Here is an 18,270-nt window from a genome sequence, read left to right as displayed (position 1 = left end):
CGAAGCAATGACAGACTTTGAGGTTTAAATACATACTAATTATTTTATACTTGTATCCCTTAAATAGGCTAAAAACCACCTCTTATCGCCCTGTTTTTTTAGTTTTGATTGATTTACGACCCCTATATGATTTATTTGACCCATTTTTATGTTAATCAAACAATTATATTTGTCTATAATTGTTAATTCCTCTTTTTAATACACAGTTTTTTATTAAAAAGGCAATCATTCAAAATCGTTAAATAGCTTCTAATACACTAAATAATACATACTATGAAAATAGCTTTACACCATTTCAAATTACAGGCCGCACTACTTTTTTTAATGATGGTTGGATTAGCCAATTCATCCTATGGGCAAAGTTTGGCTGTAGTAGTAGGTGATTATCGTTCGGTGGCCTCAGGCAATTGGTCTACGGCAGCAAACTGGAATATATGTACCAGCATTTCGCCCACTGTATGGAGCACTACTGTAAATTACCCAGGACAAACTGCTACTGCGAATCAAAGAGTGTATATTTTCAACGGTGACGCGATTACTTTGGATGCAGCGGCTACTATTTTTTCAGGCACCGTCATCACTAGGGTGGAGTTGATTCCCAGCGCCTTAACTGGGACTACTTCTCTGACTGTTAACAGGAATTTAACTTTTGCTGGTGCCTTAATAGTGGATGAAAGCGCAGGAAATAGTTCAGTCACGATCTCGACAGGTTTTACTGTAACTTGCCAGCAAGGTAGGGTAACAAACACTACTGTGTCAGGATCGGAGTCGGCAAGAATTAGCATACAAGGAACGGGTGTTCTTACTTGCAACACTGGCAGTCTCCAGTTACAAAATGGAATTGTTGATTTTACGGGTAGTGGAGCATTAAATATAACTGGAACTACTAGTTCTATTTTACTGACCGGGGCAGCACCTGCTGTTAATACTTTTGCTGGTAGTACAATTACATTTGGCGGTACAAATCAAGCGATACCTGCGTTAGCTTATCAAAATCTTACACTTTCGGGCTCACTAGTCAAAACAATCGCAGCTACCGCAACTGTTGCTGGAACACTAACAATATCGGGCACGGCGCAAGCCGCTCTAAATACGGGTACAAATTATGTTGTGTCCACGCTTACTACTACATCCGGATCTTCAACTGGTGGTGGTGCCACTTGGGGCTCTACAACATCAGCCGCTACTAATCAAAGCAACACTTCTTTCACAGCTACAACCGGCATAGTCACGGTTAATGGAGTACTTGGGGATATTCGTTCAAATGTAAGCACTGGCAATTGGAGTACACCAGCAACTTGGCAGCGGTATGACGGGAGTGCTTGGGTTGCCTGTACCGGTGTAACGCCGTTAGGATATCCTGGGCAGTTTGCCCTTGCGCAACGGGTATTTATTGTAAACGGACACGATATCACTTTAGATATAACGCCTGCAAGTGCATTTAATATTACAAGATTGGAATTCCCTGCCAGTACACAAACGGCAGCTAGTTTTTTAAGATTTAATAGTGGCGTAGCTTTAAGTATAAATGGTGCAGTGATAATGGAAGATAGTTTGGGTAATGATACCATCACTGTAGGCACTAGTTCTTTAACTTGTCCTCAAATGAGGTTGACCAACAGTACAGGTGCAGCCGAAGTTTCTGAAATTAATGTGTCCACAGGAAGCGTTTCAATTACCAGTACAACAACAGGTATTCAGTTGAATGGAACTACTGCCAAAAGCATCTTCCGTTTTACTGGCTCAGGAACATTGAGCATAAATCAAGGGATTACTGGAGGTGGAGCTTTTATCGCTAGTACAAGTACAGTTACCTTTGGGAATTTTGGAACTCAAACTATACCTGCTTATGCTTTCAATAATGTAACTTTATCGGGTTCTGCATTAAAAACAGTCTCTGCTACGGCAACTATCGCTGGTGCATTATCTATTGCTACTGGTTGTTCGGCGAGTTTAGGTGCTGCTACAAATTATACTATAGATTCATTAATTCTTGGCGGCATCGGTAGGGCTGCTGGCACTTGGGGAGGCACAGGTTCTGGAGCTACAAACATCAACACTACTTTTTTCGCAGCAACAACTGGTTTTCTTACCGTAGGTTCATCAACACCAGATATCACAATAACCATTGGTTCTTATACCTATAATGGTCTATCTCAAGGTCCAACTGTAGCAACTAATACAGGAACTGGCACTAGTTATACCTTCAGTTATCGAAATAGTGGCGGTACTGCTTATGGTCCTTCTGCAACGCCTCCTACCAATGCAGGTAATTATTTCGTAACGGTAACGGTAGCAGCGAATGCTCCTTGGGCAGCAAGAACCTCTCCAGCGACTGCTTTTACGATAGCTACAGCAGCATTAACCATTACGGCAAATAATGGAGTTAAAATCATAGGAGCCACTCATACTACAGGAGCTGGTTCAACGCTATTTACGTCTAGTGGCTTGCAAAATGGCGAAATTATAGGTACTATCACCATTGCTAGCACAGGTGCTGTTAGTACTGCAACAGAAGGAACCTACCCTATTGTGCCTTCGGCCGCAATCGGTGGTACTTTTACAGCTTCAAACTATACTATAACTTACAATATTGTTACACCTGGTCTTTTGACCGTAAATCCAAATTCTGGAGATTATCGTTCGGCAGCAAATGGTGACTGGGTAACGCTTTCCACTTGGGAAAGATGGAACGGAACTGCTTGGGCTGTACCAACCGTGGGTGAAGGATATCCTACTCAAACGGCAGCCGTTACCCGATTAGAAATCTTAAACGGTCACAATGTGACTTGTGGCATAGGAACAAGTGGGCTTATTAATTTAGTGGGAAGACTAAGTATATCTGCTGGTGCAAACGATACTTCACTTACTTTCACTTCGACTAATTATTTTGAGATGAAGGGAAATGCTCCAATAGCATTAACTTCAACCGGAGCGGGGAACGCGTTGGTAGATTTCGGTAATGCTAATATTTATTCATTTCAACAAATGTTGATGACAAATTCAAGCACAGGTACGTGTAAAGCAATCATCAATAACGCTACTCCAACTTTTGCGGGCAATATAACAATGTCAGGAACGGCATCGCAGAATATTATACAGTTTGATGGTTCAGGAACGTTGAAATGTGGCGGTACATTATCCGGCGGAACAATCATTGCGGGTACAGGAACGATAGAATACAATGGGGCAGCACAAGCTGTAGGTCTTTACGCATTTCACAATTTAATTTTATCGGGTTCTGGGATAAAAACATTTAATGCCTCAACATCTGTGACTAGAAGTTTAACCATTTCGGGTACAGCAATTGCGGGTTTGCCAAACGGATCTAACTACCCAATTCCCTCGCTACTTTACGGAACCACTGGAGAGGTGGCAGGAACTTATGGATCAACAGCCTCAGCCGCAACCCTAGCCAATAGAAGTGATACCTATTATAATGTAGCAACAACAGGTATACTAACGGTAGCATCTAATTTGCCTTTCGTAAAACCAAACGTTTCCACCGCTTACACCTATAACGGTTTGCCGCAAGGCTCGACTCCTACAAATTCTGGAACAGGAACTAGCTATACGTATTCCTATACGAATAACGGAGGAGCAGTTTATGGTCCTACTGCAACCGCACCAACTAATGTGGGTAGTTATTTTGTAACAGTAACCGTTGCTGCCGACGGTGTTTGGCTGTCTAATAGTTCTGCCGTTACAGGATATTCTATTATAGCGAGAGCCATAACCATTACGGCTAATGATGGAACTAAACTAGTGGGCGACACTCATGCAACTGGCGCAGGATCTGTTCTTTTTACAACATCTGGTTTACAAAATAGCGAAACTTTATCAGTAACTATTGCGTCTGCCGGTGCAGCAGGTGGTGCCGCTGTTGGCACGTATACTATTGTGCCATCGGCTGCCATTGGAGGTACATTTACAGCAAGCAATTATAGCATCAATTACGTTAATGGTACGCTTACAGTTTCAAATCCAACCAGCGGGGATTACCGTTCTAAAGCAAGTGGCAACTGGAATGTTCTGGCTACTTGGGAAAGGTGGAGTGGCAGTGCGTGGGTCGAGCCTACTGCCTTAGAAGGATATCCGAGTCAGTTAGCAGCCCCAGCGGTGGTCTATATACGAGATGGACACGATGTTGTTTGCAATATATCAATTATAACTGCAAATAGACCAGCGCGAGTAGAACTTTCGGCGGGATCTAGTACTAGTTCCCTTAGTGTATTTAGTGTCAACACTTTCCAACTTTCAGGTCAATTGAGAATAATGCCGAGTACAGCCGCTGGAATAACCAGAACTGTAAATGCTGGTTCAGGTTTTATTGTTGCTGGAAGTATTTTAGTTGACGACACAGGAAATGATGCTATAGACTCTGAAATTACGGTATCTACAGGGTCGGTATATGCATTTGGGAATATAGTAATGAGAGGATCAAGTGCTAGAAATGCAGTACGCTTTACCGGGTCGGGACTTTTGCAAGCTGGAGATGCTTTTACAGGAGGAACCATAGTACCTTCAACTGGAAGAGTTGAATTTTTTAAAGCTGGAAATCAAACTGTTGGAGCGTATACCTTTACCAATTTAACCTTATCAGGATCGGGCACAAAAACACTGAACTCTGCGACGGTTATTAATGAAAATATCACGATGTCAGGAACGGCAATCGCTAGTTTGAACGCCGGAACAACTTATACTGTTAATTCGCTAATTTATGGAACTGCAGGGCAGCCTTTGGGCACTTATGGCTCTACAAGCTCAGCCGCTACCAATAAAACCGATACTTATTTTGCTTCAACAGGAATATTAAATATTCTTTTTTCAACACCAGACATTACAGTTACACCAATAGGAACTTATATTTATTCTGGTGTAGGGCAAGGTCCAGTTGCCGCCACAAATACGGGATCTGGATCAAGCTATACCTTTAGCTATCGCAATTCGGGCGGTACAACTTACGGGCCTTCAGCAACTCTCCCTACCAATGTGGGAAGTTATACAGTAACTGCAACAGTCGCTGCAAACGGAGTTTTTGTTGCAAGAACCTCAACAGCTACAGCTTTTGCTATAACACAAAGACCGCTGACTATTACTGCAAACGATGGAACTAAAATTTATGGATCAACCTATACAACGGGTGCTTTGTCAACAGCCTTTACTGCGCCCGCTTTACAAAACGGGGAAACTATTGGTTCTATTACCATTTCTAGCACAGGTGCTGTTAATACCGCAGTAGTTGGCACCTATCCAATTGTCCCAACCTTAGCAACAGGAGGAACGTTTACAGCTTCCAATTATTCCATTACCTATGTTAACGGAACTTTAATTGTTGATGCAATATCAGGAGATTATAGAACAGTAGTAAGCGGAAACTGGAATGCTTTGGCTACTTGGGAACGATGGAATGGAGCAGCGTGGGTAACGCCCACCGCACCTCAAGGATACCCCGGACAATTTACACCAAATGCTACAGTTTATATACAAAATTCACACAATATCATTGGCAATACAACCATTACAGGTGCTGGCAATAGACTTAAAGATTTAATATTTTCTGCAGGAGCAGGTGCAAGTTCACTGACAATTAGTTCTAGTAATTCAATACAAGTACAAAGTAATGTAATCGTATTTTCCGGTGCTAATAGAGATATTAATGTTGGTGCTGGTTTCCTAAGCGTTGGATCTTTTAGTTTTAACGATACCGGAAGCGACAGTATAGTTTCTAAATTATCCGTATCAACCGGAGCAATATTCGTTGATGCATCATTAACAATGCTTGGGTCAAGCATTAGAAATATAGTAGAATTCACAGGTAGTGGAGGAGAATTATTTTTTACCAAAAGTGGTACTATGACTGGCGGAACTTTAATTCCGGCATCAGGAACAGTCTATTATAGTGGAACTTTTAATCAAACTGTCGGTTCGTATGGGTATTCAAATTTGGTATTAAAAGGCAGTTTAATCAAAACAGTTCCCGCTACGGTGACTATTTCCTCAAATTTATGGATAGACGAAGCGGCCTCAGCAAGTTTAGCTACCGGCATTACTTATGTGGTAGGTACATTAACTTTGGGATGTAGAGATTCAGAGGATGGCACTTGGGGTTCAACAATGTCTGGCCCTACTTATCCAAATGATGTTTATTTCCAACCCACAACAGGTATTATAAATGTAAGTACAGATACTAGTTTGAAAATCCCTGCTACTGCTGGACTTCAACCTACTTGCGCAAGCCCTACTGTATCCATAACAGTTACGGTTCAATATCCTGGTCAAGAGTATAGTTTTGATAATGGAGTTTCGTGGCAGACGAGTAATGTTATGTCTGGTTTATCTGCGGGAACTTATACTGTAATTATCAGAAACAGTAAGTTATGTAACTCCCCGACGAGAACAGTAACGTTAGTAACTCCTGTTAAAACTTGGAATGGTTCAGCAAATACGGATTGGAGCAATGCTGCAAACTGGACACCAAACGGCGTTCCTACTGTCGATACCTGTGTTGAAATTGCAAATAATGTAACGGTAACAGGTAATTATACTGGTTTAGGGCACAACTTAACCGTTTTGAATGGTGGAAGTTTAACAGTTAATTCAAATAATAATCTAAAAATTACCGATGTTGTCAATGTAAATGCAGGAGGTTCGTTAACTTGCGAGAATAATGCTAGCTTAGTACAGGTAAATAACGTTGCAAATACTGGAGCTATTACCTACAAACGGACAACCACCACACTTTTAGAGACTGACTACACGTATTGGTCTTCACCAATTGCGGGACAAAATTTACTCGCAGTGTCTCCTACGACCAAATTGGATAAGTTTTACTCTTTTGATGCCTCAGCAGACGATTGGGTTCAATTAGATGCCGCAAGTACAACCATGACATTAGGTAAAGGATATATTGTTCGTGGAATTCCTGTAGTATCGCCTGCTCCTCCAGGATTTCCTGAGTCTTCTTTTATTGGAGTGCCTAATAATGGAAATATTGACATTGCCGCTGTTGGGAGCATAAGTTCAAATCTTTTAGGAAATCCATATCCATCAGCTATAAATGCAGATCCCTTTATACTAGCTAATAGCACAAAAATAGATGGTACACTTTATTTCTGGACACATAAAACGCCGATTGCCGTTGGAGCATTTAAGCCAGGAACTGGCGCTAAGGCTTATACTAGTAATGATTACGCCTCTTACAATCTTAGTGGAGGAGTTGCAACAGCAGGGAATTATACCCCAGAATGGGTAGATGCAAATAAAAATGGAATCGTAGATTCTGGCGAATTTATTGATAAAAACGGAAATAGCATATTAGAAACCTCTGAATGGGTCGATAGTAATAGCGATTTAACTTTTGAATCAGGTGAATGGACTGACGCCAATAGCAACAGGGTTGCCGAAACAGGAGAGTGGACGGATACTAACGCTGATGGAATTTTAGATCTCCCTGGGGAATGGATAGATGCAAATTCCGATGGGATAAAAGATTTTGACGAATGGACGGACACCAACGCAAATGGCATTTTCAATACAGGCGAATGGAATGATATTAATTTCGATAAAATGTTCGATTTAGAAGTGGAACAAATTTCTAATACACCCACGGGCAAAATTGCTGCAGGGCAAGGTTTTTTCACAACAAGTACTGTCGCTGGAGGTCAAGTTTCTTTTACCAATAGTATGAGAGTGGATGGCTCGGGTAATGTATATAATAATTCTAATTTTTATAAAACTAAAAACCCTAAAACAAAAACAGCTTTCGACATTGAAAAGCACCGTGTCTGGTTAAATTTAACAAATAAGGGAGGTGCATTCAAGCAAACCTTGGTTGGTTATATAACCGGGGCCACAAATGCTTGGGACAGTTTATATGACGGTAAAAGTTATGACGGAAATGAATTTGTAGATTTTTATAGCATAAATGAAGGTATTAACTTGGTTATTCAAGGTCGAGCTTTGCCTTTTGATGAAAATGATGAAGTGCCGTTGGGATATCGCAGTGCTATCACTGGTGAATTTTCAATTGGCATAGAACAAGTTGATGGTTTGCTTGCCAATCACCCAGTGTTTCTTGAAGATAAATTAACGAATGTTATTGTAAATTTAAAGACCAGTAAATATTCATTTACAACCGCAGTCGGAGTATTTGATAATCGTTTTGTATTGCGTTATAAAGATAAAACTTTAGGTACAAATGATGTACTAGCCCAATCAAATAAGGTTTTAATTTCAATCAAAAATAAGCAAATCAAAATAAATTCATTTGCCGAAACTATATATAAAGTGACTATTTACGACTTTTTAGGAAGGCAAATTTATCAAAAAGATAAGGTAAGCAGCAACGAATTAATCCTATCAAATTTTGTTTCCAGCCATCAAACTTTGATTGTGAAAACAACTTTGCAAAACGGTGAAATAGTTTCGGATAAAATTATTTATTAGGTAAATTGTACCATTAAGAAAAATCCGTTTCGTTCGTTTCTCATTTTTGGCAACAAAGGAAATGTATGAAATGGATTTTAAACCAATATTGTTTGGGAATGTGAATGGAAATATCGCAAGATCCTAAAGTATGATATTCCAGAAAGTGTATTGAATTTCGTTTGTTTCGCCAGTTAGTCCCGATAACTGTCGGGACTCGAGTCAATAAACTTTTTTTAATTAGGAAAATCTCCAAACAAAGTGTTGCCCAATCTGTTTGGAATCTGTTATTCGATTGGCGTTATCACCCTCGAATTTGAGCAAATATTGATAGTGTAAGCGACATATTGAAAAATGAGATTTTTTACATCTTCAAATAAAATTCCTTTGTCAATTCGATGTATTCTGAAGTATAGATGTGTCGTGCGGTTTCGATGATTAATTCATCAGTAGCGAAATTTGGAGTTTCCTGCCTGCCGTCAGGCAAGGCGTTTCGGCTAAAAGCCAAAAGACTGCGTTTGATTTCGGAGGTTGGAGTTCCTTTTACCCGAGTAATTTTTAATGGAAATAATGCGTATGCTGCGGACAAAGCCAAGAAAGTTGACTCTTCCTTGTAAGGGATGATAACAGATAAAATGCCGTTTTTTGATAGTAGCAAAGCGGTTGCTTCAAGTAAATCTTCAAAAGGCATGGCGTCTTGAAAACGTGCCAAATCGCGTTGTTCGTTGCTAGATTTGTAATCTTCGCTATAAAAAGGAGGATTAGAAACAATTAAATCGTACTCGTCTTCGGGTTCTTCGACAAATTCGTCCAAGGCGGCGTGAAAACAAAACAAGCGGTCATTCCAAGGGGAATTTTCAAAATTGTCCGTGGCTTGTTCATAAGCATCGTCGTCGATTTCTAGTGCATCAATTTGTTCTGCTGAACTTCTTTGTGCCAACATCAAAGCAACAATTCCCGTTCCCGTTCCAATGTCTAAAATGCTGAAAGGATTATCTCCGATAGGAGTCCAAGCACCAAGCAAAACGCCATCGGTGCCAATTTTCATTGCGCAACGGTCTTGTTCAACAGAAAATTGTTTGAATTGAAACATAGATAAATATTAAATTCCAATAGTTTAAATTCCAAATTCCAATGGGAGCAAGAAATTAAGAGGACGTTTTATTAATTATAGAAGATAATATTTTTCGTAACTCGTCAATTTCAATCAATAAGGAATCGGAATAATGGGACAATTCTGGATTTAGGTCATGCAGTAGTCGCAACCAATATTTTGACTCTTTGGCTTCTTTACGGGATATTTTCAATCTAAATATAAAATCTTTATCCCCAAGTTTTTCATTCGCTTCAATATAATTAGCACCAACTGAACCTGACGATCTTACTAATTGTTTTCCATCTTCAATGTTTGAAATAGTTTTAGGCAGCTTTTGAATATAGATTCTACATTCTTTAGCAAACAAAAAAGTTCTTTCTTCTAAATCATATGGTTTTTCCATAATAATATCAAATTCCAAAAGTTAAATTCCAAATAGCTTACAAGAAGATAGATCCGTTTAGTTGATTTTGAATTTCAAATTTAGTTTAAAATAATCGAATTTCCATTCCTAAATTGGAATTTGGAATTTAAGTATTAGAATTTTCCTTTTGGTTGGAATTTGGGATTTCTTTTTTGGAATTTCCACTTAGAGGTACATTTCTATAAGTCCCTCTGGTAAATCCATCATTACTTTTTTATTTTCTCGGTCAATTTTAACCAAGAAATGGTCAATCATTGGAATTAATATTTCGGCTCCGTCTTTTAGAACTTCAAAAAGTGGTTGTGCCGTAGTGTCGTTGATGGATTGAATTTCTCCAACATATCCCAATCGTTTGTCTTCTACTTCAAAACCAATTACTTCGTGGAAATAGAATTTGTTACCCGTAAGTTTAGGTAACATTTTTAATGGAAGGTATAAATCATTTCCGAGCAAAGCATCGGCCTCTTCTTCGGTATTTACATCTTCAAAACGAATTCTGAGGAAATCGTTTTTGTGCAACGAGCTAGTTTCAATAAAAAATGGAACCAAGTGTTTGTTACATTCAACAAACACTGATTCCAAGTTTTCGTATAACTCCGGTTCGTCTGTATCTAAATAGGCTAAGACTTCCCCTTTGAAACTAAATTTTTTTGCGATTTTACCTAAATAGAAACAATCCTCTTTACGCATTTTCGCCTACTAAAATTATGCTTCTGGTGTTTTTTCGGCAGCAGGAGCTTCTTCTGTAACTTCTTCATTAGCAGTTTCAACTTCGGCAGCAGGAGTTTCTTCAACTGTAACTTCTTCAGCAGCTGTTTCAACTTCGGCAACAGGAGCTTCTTCCGCAGCAGGAGTTTCCTCAACGGCAACTTCTTCGGCAATAGCTTCTACTTCTTCTACTTCAGCAATTTCTTCTTCTTCAACAGCAGGAGTTGCAGCAGCAATAGCATCAGCTTCAGCTTGAGCAGCGGCAGCTAAACGTTTTGCATTTACATCTTGTTCCGCTTTGAAAGCTTTGGTTTTAGCATCAGCTTGCGCTTTTGTCAAACCTTCTTTTTTAGCATCTACTTTTCCAGCTTTAGCTTCTAACCAAGCAGCTAATTTTGCGTCAGCTTGTTCTTGAGTCAATGCTCCTTTACGAATACCTCCATCAAGGTGGTGTTTCAATAAAGCGCCTTTGTAAGAAAGAATCGCTTTTGCGGTATCAGTAGGTTGAGCACCATTGTGCAACCATTTTACTGCGCTATCCAAGTTCAATTCGATAGTTGCAGGATTTGTGTTTGGATTGTAAGTACCAATTTTTTCTAGGTATTTACCATCTCTTTTTGAGCGAGCATCTGCTGCTACAACCCAGTAAAACGGTTTTTGTTTTTTACCGTGTCTTTGTAATCTAATTTTTACTGACATAATCTAATGATTAAATTTTGAGGTACTCGACCTCGATTAATTAAGGGTGCAAATATACACTTTTTATCAATAAATACTAATTCAATTTGTATTTTAATGATTGACACTGTATTATGTTGATTTTCTAAGTGAATTTTCAGTTCAACTTTAATTTTTTGATTAAAATGATATACTTTTGTGAAAGTTAACGACTCAAATTATAAAATGAGATTAGCGAATTCCATTTTCAAATAAAAATCAAATAGTATCTTCGAATGAAAAAACAGTTCTTATATTTATTTCTATTTATCGTTTTTATTTCTTGTAGCGACAATGTTAAGTTTAATAATCCTGCTTTTGAAGGACAAAAAGACAACCTGTTTTGGAGAGCAGTTAATGCCAGAGCTTCAATTAGTGCCGGAGGTTCTTTAACAATTGAAGCATATACAAAAAATGAAGTTGTAACTTTGAAGACTTCTTCTACAAACGCACAAACGTATCCTTTGGGTACTAGTACTTCAAAAATGGCTACTTATGTTTTAACAGGCTCTAATGGAGCAATTACTTTTTCTACTGGAATTGGAATTGGGAATGGAGAGATTGTAGTTGAAGAATATGATGCCATTAATAATACTGTTACAGGTACCTTTAAATTTAATGCGGAGAATAATGAAATAGGTTCTCCGGAAGGAGCAATTTTGAATTTTCAACATGGTCACTTTTATAAAGTACCTATTGTTACAAATCTTTAAATACTTCAGCGCCTGTAGCACCCTAATTTTGATAAAAAAATCATAATTAATCTAATGTGTAGTAGATTAGAAAAAAATAATATTACATTTGTAAAAATTATACTAAATAAGTACATATGAATATTTTTGTTGGAAGCCTTCCGTTCAGTATTGAGGAAGCAGATTTAAGAGAGTCTTTCGAGGCTTACGGTGCAGTTGATTCTGTAAAAATTATTACTGATAAGTTTACTGGAAGAAGTAAAGGATTCGGTTTTGTTGAAATGCCAAGTGATGACGAAGCTCAAAAAGCAATTGATGAGTTAAACGGAGCGACTGTTCAAGGTCGTGCTATTGTAGTGAATAAGTCTGAGCCAAAACCAGAAGGCGAAAGAAGAAGTTTTAATAGCAACCGTGGTGGAGAATCACGCGGAGGTTATGGTGGTGGAAACAGCCGTGGTGGAGATAACCGTGGAGGTGGAGACAGAGGAGGAAGATATTAATATTCTTTTCAATCATATAAAAAAAGGTGTCAATGAAAATTGACACCTTTTTTGTTTCCTGACCCTCCGCCCTCTCCGAAGGAGAGGGAACTGAAAGAGGATTTTATTTTTATAAATTAGCTACCAACCAATCACCAACTTCGCTAGTGGAATAGGCTTTTGCTCCTTTATCAACTAAATCTTCAGTAACAATTCCTTGTTCTAATGATTTGTTGACTACAGCTCTTATTTCTTCAGCTTCTTCTTTTAATCCAAAAGCATCTTCAAACATCATTGCCGCTGATAATACGGTTGCCAACGGATTAGCAATATTTAATCCTGTGGCTTGCGGATATGAACCATGAATTGGTTCGTATAATGAAGTGTGTTCTCCCACAGATGCTGATGGCATTAATCCCATAGAACCTGAAATTACTGATGCTTCGTCAGTCAAAATATCACCAAATAAGTTTTCAGTGATTAATACGTCATAAGAATTTGGCCATTGTACCAAACGCATTGCCACCGCATCCACAAATTCGTAAGAAACGGTCACTTCTGGATAGTCTTTTTCCATAGCTTGAACGGTTTCTCTCCACAAACGTGATGTTTCCAAAACGTTAGCTTTATCTACACAACACAATTTTTTAGAACGTGTCATAGCCAATTCGAATCCTTTTTTAGCCAAACGCTGTACTTCGGCTCTGGTATACGTACAAGTATCAAAAGCAGTTTCGCCACCGTCTTTTCTTCCTTTTTCACCAAAATAAATTCCACCAGTCAATTCTCTTAAGAAAACCAAATCCGTTCCTTCGATTCTTTCTCTTTTTAAAGGAGAATTGTCAATCAAAGACGGGAAGGTAAAGGTTGGACGTACATTGGCAAACAAACCTAATTTTTTACGCATCAATAATAGTCCTTGCTCTGGTCTAACAGGAGCACTTGGATCATTATCATATTTTGGATGTCCGATAGCGCCAAACAAAACCGCATCGGCTTTCATACAGATTTCGTGAGTTTCGTCTGGATAAGGAACTCCTACTGCATCAATAGCGCAAGCTCCTGTCAATGCAGGTGTCCAAGTGATTTCGTGATTGAATTTTTTAGCAATAGCATCCGAAACTTTTACAGCTTCATTTACAACTTCTGGTCCGATTCCGTCTCCAGCTAATAGGGCGATGTTAAATTTCATTATAAATTATTTTTTATTTAAAGATTGAATTATTTAAAGATTTAAAGATTGGAGTTTAAATTTTTCAATCTTTAAATCATATCATTTTTTAATTCGAAACCACATTCAACATTTTCTGTGTCGCTTTGATTGCTGCTACAGTTTGATCCGAATCCAATCCTCTAGTTTTGAATTCTTTTCCATTATTAGTCCAAGTGATAATGGTTTCGCACAAAGCGTCCGAACTACTACCTGGTGGAATTCGAACAGCATAATCAATTAATTTTGGTAAAGTAAGTTTTTTACTTTTGTATATCTTGGTCAATGCATTCATAAAAGCGTCAAATTGACCATCGCCTTGAGCGTGTTCTTCAATAATTTCACCGTCTATTTTTAATTGCAATGAGGTTGAAGGTTGAAATCCTTTAGAATGAACCAATACATAGGATTCAATAACGATTTTGTCTTCATACGTTTGACTATCCAAAACATCAGAAATAATATAAGGTAAGTCTTCTTTGGTAACGGTTTCTTTTTTGTCGCCTAATTCAATGATTCTTTGGGTAACCAATTTTAAATCTTCTTGATTGAGTTGCAGTCCTAATTCTTGAAGATTTTTTTCGATATTAGCTTTTCCAGATGTTTTTCCTAAAGCATATTTTCGCTTTCTGCCAAAACGTTCAGGGAGTAAATCATTGAAATATAAATTATTTTTATTGTCTCCATCAGCGTGAATTCCAGCTGTTTGAGTAAAAACATTATCGCCTACAATAGGTTTGTTGGCGGGAATTCGATAACCAGTAAAAGTTTCAACTAGTTTACTCACCGAGTACAATGAAGATTCTTTAACGTTAATTTTTACTTCAGGCATAAAATCATTTATTACCGCAACCACACTTTCTATTGGCGCATTTCCGGCTCGTTCGCCCATTCCATTTACCGTAACGTGCAAGCCATTGATTCCTGCTTTTATAGCTTCTAAAACATTGGCAACGCTTAAATCATAATCATTATGAGCGTGAAAATCAAAATGTATCGTTGGATATCGCAGCTTAATTTTCGAAATATATTCAAATGTCTGCGATGGAATTAGCACGCCTAAAGTATCGGGTAATAATATTCTTTTGACAGGTTGCGTGGCTAAAAAGTCTAAAAACTGAAATACATAGTCTTGGGAATTTTTCATTCCGTTGCTCCAATCTTCTAAATAAATATTGGTTTCAATATCATTTTCTTTGGCCAAAGCAATGATTTGCGCTATCTCAGCAAAATGTTGTTCTGGTGTTTTCTTTAATTGATGCGTCAAATGATTCATCGAACCTTTGGTTAATAAATTCTGAACTTTGGTGCCCGCTTTTTTCATCCATTCAATAGATATTCCGCCATCGACAAATGATAAAACTTCGATTCTATTGCAATATCCTTTGGTTTTTGCCCAAGCTGTGATGCCTTTTACAGCTTGAAATTCGCCTTCGCTAACTCGCGCCGAAGCGATTTCTATTCTGTCAATATGTAATTCTTCGAGCAGCAATTGGGCAATGGTTAATTTTTCTGCAGCAGAAAATGATACTCCCGAGGTTTGTTCCCCATCGCGAAGCGTCGTATCCATTATTTCAATTTTTCTTTTTTCCATTTTAAATTTGATGCTAAAGCAAGCTTTAGGTGACAACCTATTTTTTATTCTCCAAAATCATCTCAAAATGTTCCACAACTGGAAACGGATCATAATAATGATGAAGCAATTTCTTCCATTCTAAATACGGTTGGGATTGTCTAAAACCAATAGTATGGTCTTCCAATTTTTCCCAATCAACCAGTAAAATGTATTTATTTTCCTGTTCGATGCACTTTCGTAAACTATGTCCTGAATATCCTTGAATTGAACTTATATATTGACTCGCAATCTTAAAGTCGTTTTCAAATTGTTTTTCTTCTCCTTTTTTTACGAAAAGTATAGCAACTTCTAGAATCATTTTTTAATAAGGCAATTGATTGGCAAATTCCACAATTTCCTTTTTGATGTTTTGCAAATAATCAATATCATCAAAACCATTAATCATATTATCTTTTTTGTACCCAGAAATGTCAAATGATTCTTCTTCGCCAGTGGCTTTAAGCGAAATCGTTTGTTCTGTAAGGTTGATTTCCAATTCTGTTTTTGGGTCTGCTTCAATCGCTTTGAAAATAGTTTCTGCAAATTCTGGACTCACTTGAACGGGCAAAACACCAATATTCAAACAATTTCCTTTAAAGATATCGGCAAAGAAACTAGAAACAACTGCGCGAAATCCGTAATCATAAACTGCCCAAGCTGCGTGCTCTCTTGAAGAACCCGAACCGAAGTTTTTTCCACCCACAAGAATTTTTCCGCTGTAGGTGTTGTCGTTTAAAACGAAATCCGCTTTTGGAGTATTGTCTCCATTGTATCTCCAGTCTCTAAAAAGGTTGTCTCCAAAACCTTCACGTTTTGTTGCTTTCAGGAAACGAGCTGGAATAATTTGATCTGTATCTACGTTTTCTATTGGTAACGGCACTGCGCTACTCGTAAGGATATTAAATTTATCGTATGCCATTTTTTTAGGTTTCAGGTTTCAGGTTTTAGGTTTTAGGTTTCTTATGGAAAGCAGAATCTTAAAAACTAAAACATTTTTTATTTTTTATTTTCTTTTTATATTGTTATTGAAATTCAATTAAAATAAATCTCTAGGATCTGTCAATTTCCCTGTAACTGCTGCTGCCGCTGCCATAATTGGAGACGCTAACAAAGTTCTTGAACCTGGACCTTGACGACCTTCGAAGTTTCTATTCGAGGTACTTACTGCATATTTCCCTGCAGGAACTTTATCGTCATTCATTGCCAAACAAGCCGAACAACCAGGTTGACGCAATACAAAACCAGATTCGGTAAGAATATCCAAAAGACCCTCTTCTTTAATCTGCGCTTCCACAACGTGGGAACCTGGCACTAACCAAGCCGTAACATTATCTGCTTTTTTGCGTCCTTTTACAATTTCTGTAAAAGCTCTGAAATCTTCAATTCGTCCATTGGTGCAACTTCCTAAGAAAACAAAATCGATTGGTTTTCCAATCATTACGTCATTTTCTTCAAAGCCCATATAAGCCAAAGATTTTTTGTATGTTTCGGCACCACCTTCTACTTGGTTGGCGCTTGGAATATTTTTAGTGATGCCAATTCCCATTCCAGGATTTGTACCATAAGTAATCATTGGTTCAATATCTGCTGCATCGATATTCAATTCCGCGTCAAAAACTGCATCAGCATCTGTTTTCAATGTTTTCCAATATTCAACCGCTTTTGTCCAAGCTTCTCCTTTTGGAGCATATAATCTTCCTTCTAAGAAATCGAAAGTTTTTTGATCAGGAGCAATCATACCGCCACGAGCGCCCATTTCGATACTCAAATTACAAACGGTCATACGGCCTTCCATTGACATATCTTCAAAAACATTTCCTGCATATTCTGCAAAATATCCTGTACCTCCAGAAGTAGTCAATTTTGAAATAATATACAAAGCCACATCTTTTGGACCCACGCCTTTACTCAATTCACCATTTACGTTGATACGCATTTTCTTCGGTTTCGGTTGCATAATACATTGAGTTGACAGCACCATTTCAACCTCAGAAGTTCCAATTCCAAAAGCGATACAGCCAAAAGCTCCGTGAGTTGAAGTATGAGAATCTCCGCAAACGATGGTTGCACCCGGTAAAGTAATTCCGTTTTCTGGACCTACCACGTGTACAATTCCATTTTTTTTATGTCCCAATCCCCAGTGGGAAATACCATATTCTGCTGCGTTATCTTCCAATGCTTTTAGCTGATTGGCAGACAATGCGTCTTCAACAGGTAAATGTTGGTTTATGGTTGGTGTGTTGTGATCGGCAGTTGCAAAAGTGCGTTCTGGATATAAAACCGAAATTCCTCTTTCTTTTAAACCTAAAAAAGCAACAGGACTGGTAACTTCGTGAATGAAATGACGGTCAATAAAAAACACGTCTGGTCCATCTTCAATTTGACGCACCACGTGCGAATCCCATACTTTGTCGAATAATGTAGTACTCATTTTTAACTATTTTTATTAAAATATCTTTCTGTTTTTAGAACAATAGGAGCAAATCTAGAAAAAGAAATAAATTTGTCAATTTTATTATTTACTTATATACGATACCCAAAATGGTTTTACGACACTTTATAGCTTCTATATAATAGTTTGGGATTTAATTTTACATTTTGATTTAGACATTAATTTTAATGTTGTCATTATTTTAAATGTTACCACAAGGACTTTTTGAGTTTATAGTTTTACTAAAATTATACTGCGAATAGCCGTTTTGGTTATAAATAGTTTAATAAAATGTAGGATTTAGGCGAAAATTAATAATGATAATGCTTTGATTGCTTTTTTTCAGTTGTCTAAAAAAACTATTTTTAGGCTTTTTAAGTTCCAATAAAGTGAAGTAAAATTGATGTTTTTAATGTCGAATTGACCAATTTTTTTGCAAAAATACTACGACATCCAAAAAATGAGAAGAGG

The 18,270-nt window shown here is 37.8% G+C and carries 11 protein-coding genes and 1 pseudogene; 3 read left to right on the top strand and 9 right to left on the bottom strand.

The genetic code is table 11. The annotated features are described in order from the left end of the window. The first annotated feature begins 273 nt into the window (after positions 1 to 273). Positions 274 to 8,448 carry an MBG domain-containing protein gene (locus RMO83_RS00155; RefSeq protein ID WP_310557642.1) on the top strand — a complete coding sequence of 2,725 codons (8,175 nt, stop codon included), beginning with the start codon at positions 274 to 276 and terminating at the stop codon, positions 8,446 to 8,448. Positions 8,449 to 8,791: 343 nt separating this feature from the next. Here RMO83_RS00155 and RMO83_RS00150 read toward each other — a convergent pair whose 3' ends face one another. From RMO83_RS00150 to RMO83_RS00135, 4 genes and pseudogenes are all read right to left on the bottom strand, one after another. Next, entirely contained in the window at positions 8,792 to 9,520 is a 729-nt protein-coding gene (locus RMO83_RS00150) for a methyltransferase (RefSeq protein WP_310557641.1), read from the bottom strand. 55 nt (positions 9,521 to 9,575) lie between these two features. Continuing rightward, on the bottom strand, positions 9,576 to 9,926 hold the full coding sequence (locus RMO83_RS00145; protein WP_310557640.1) for a four helix bundle protein: 351 nt from the start codon (positions 9,924 to 9,926) through the stop codon (positions 9,576 to 9,578). Between the two features lie 186 nt (positions 9,927 to 10,112). Continuing rightward, positions 10,113 to 10,637: a ribosome maturation factor RimM gene (gene rimM, locus RMO83_RS00140; RefSeq protein WP_310557639.1), complete on the bottom strand. Its 525-nt coding sequence runs from the start codon at positions 10,635 to 10,637 to the stop codon at positions 10,113 to 10,115. Positions 10,638 to 10,784: 147 nt separating this feature from the next. After that, positions 10,785 to 11,354, bottom strand: a pseudogene (locus tag RMO83_RS00135) (30S ribosomal protein S16); the annotation flags it as partial. Between the two features lie 254 nt (positions 11,355 to 11,608). Here RMO83_RS00135 and RMO83_RS00130 point away from each other — a divergent pair. Together RMO83_RS00130 and RMO83_RS00125 are read left to right on the top strand one after the other, a co-directional pair. After that, complete coding sequence (locus RMO83_RS00130) at positions 11,609 to 12,085, top strand: DUF6252 family protein (protein ID WP_310557638.1); 477 nt, start codon at positions 11,609 to 11,611, stop codon at positions 12,083 to 12,085. Between the two features lie 116 nt (positions 12,086 to 12,201). After that, positions 12,202 to 12,564 (top strand): RNA-binding protein, encoded by a 363-nt coding sequence (locus tag RMO83_RS00125; protein ID WP_310557637.1) that lies wholly within the window; start codon positions 12,202 to 12,204, stop codon positions 12,562 to 12,564. Between the two features lie 109 nt (positions 12,565 to 12,673). Here the strand turns inward: RMO83_RS00125 and leuB are convergent, their stop codons facing one another. The 5 genes from leuB to leuC form a co-directional block, all read right to left on the bottom strand. Continuing rightward, positions 12,674 to 13,735: a 3-isopropylmalate dehydrogenase gene (gene leuB, locus RMO83_RS00120; RefSeq protein WP_310557636.1), complete on the bottom strand. Its 1,062-nt coding sequence runs from the start codon at positions 13,733 to 13,735 to the stop codon at positions 12,674 to 12,676. Positions 13,736 to 13,823: 88 nt separating this feature from the next. Continuing rightward, positions 13,824 to 15,347, bottom strand: coding sequence for an alpha-isopropylmalate synthase regulatory domain-containing protein (locus RMO83_RS00115; RefSeq protein ID WP_310557635.1), 1,524 nt, complete (start codon positions 15,345 to 15,347; stop codon positions 13,824 to 13,826). A gap of 37 nt (positions 15,348 to 15,384) precedes the next feature. Beyond that, entirely contained in the window at positions 15,385 to 15,687 is a 303-nt protein-coding gene (locus tag RMO83_RS00110; RefSeq protein ID WP_310557634.1) for an antibiotic biosynthesis monooxygenase, read from the bottom strand. Positions 15,688 to 15,690: 3 nt separating this feature from the next. After that, complete coding sequence (gene leuD / locus RMO83_RS00105; RefSeq protein WP_310557633.1) at positions 15,691 to 16,287, bottom strand: 3-isopropylmalate dehydratase small subunit; 597 nt, start codon at positions 16,285 to 16,287, stop codon at positions 15,691 to 15,693. Between the two features lie 117 nt (positions 16,288 to 16,404). Next, a complete protein-coding gene (leuC, locus tag RMO83_RS00100) occupies positions 16,405 to 17,799 on the bottom strand; it encodes a 3-isopropylmalate dehydratase large subunit (RefSeq protein WP_310557632.1) in 1,395 nt (464 codons plus the stop codon). Positions 17,800 to 18,270 lie beyond the last annotated feature (471 nt).

The organism is Flavobacterium sp. (genome assembly GCF_031423415.1).
In the GTDB taxonomy this organism is placed as follows: domain Bacteria; phylum Bacteroidota; class Bacteroidia; order Flavobacteriales; family Flavobacteriaceae; genus Flavobacterium.
The sequence above is the reverse complement of the archived record's forward strand: the minus strand, read 5'-3'. Positions and strand labels throughout refer to the sequence as shown.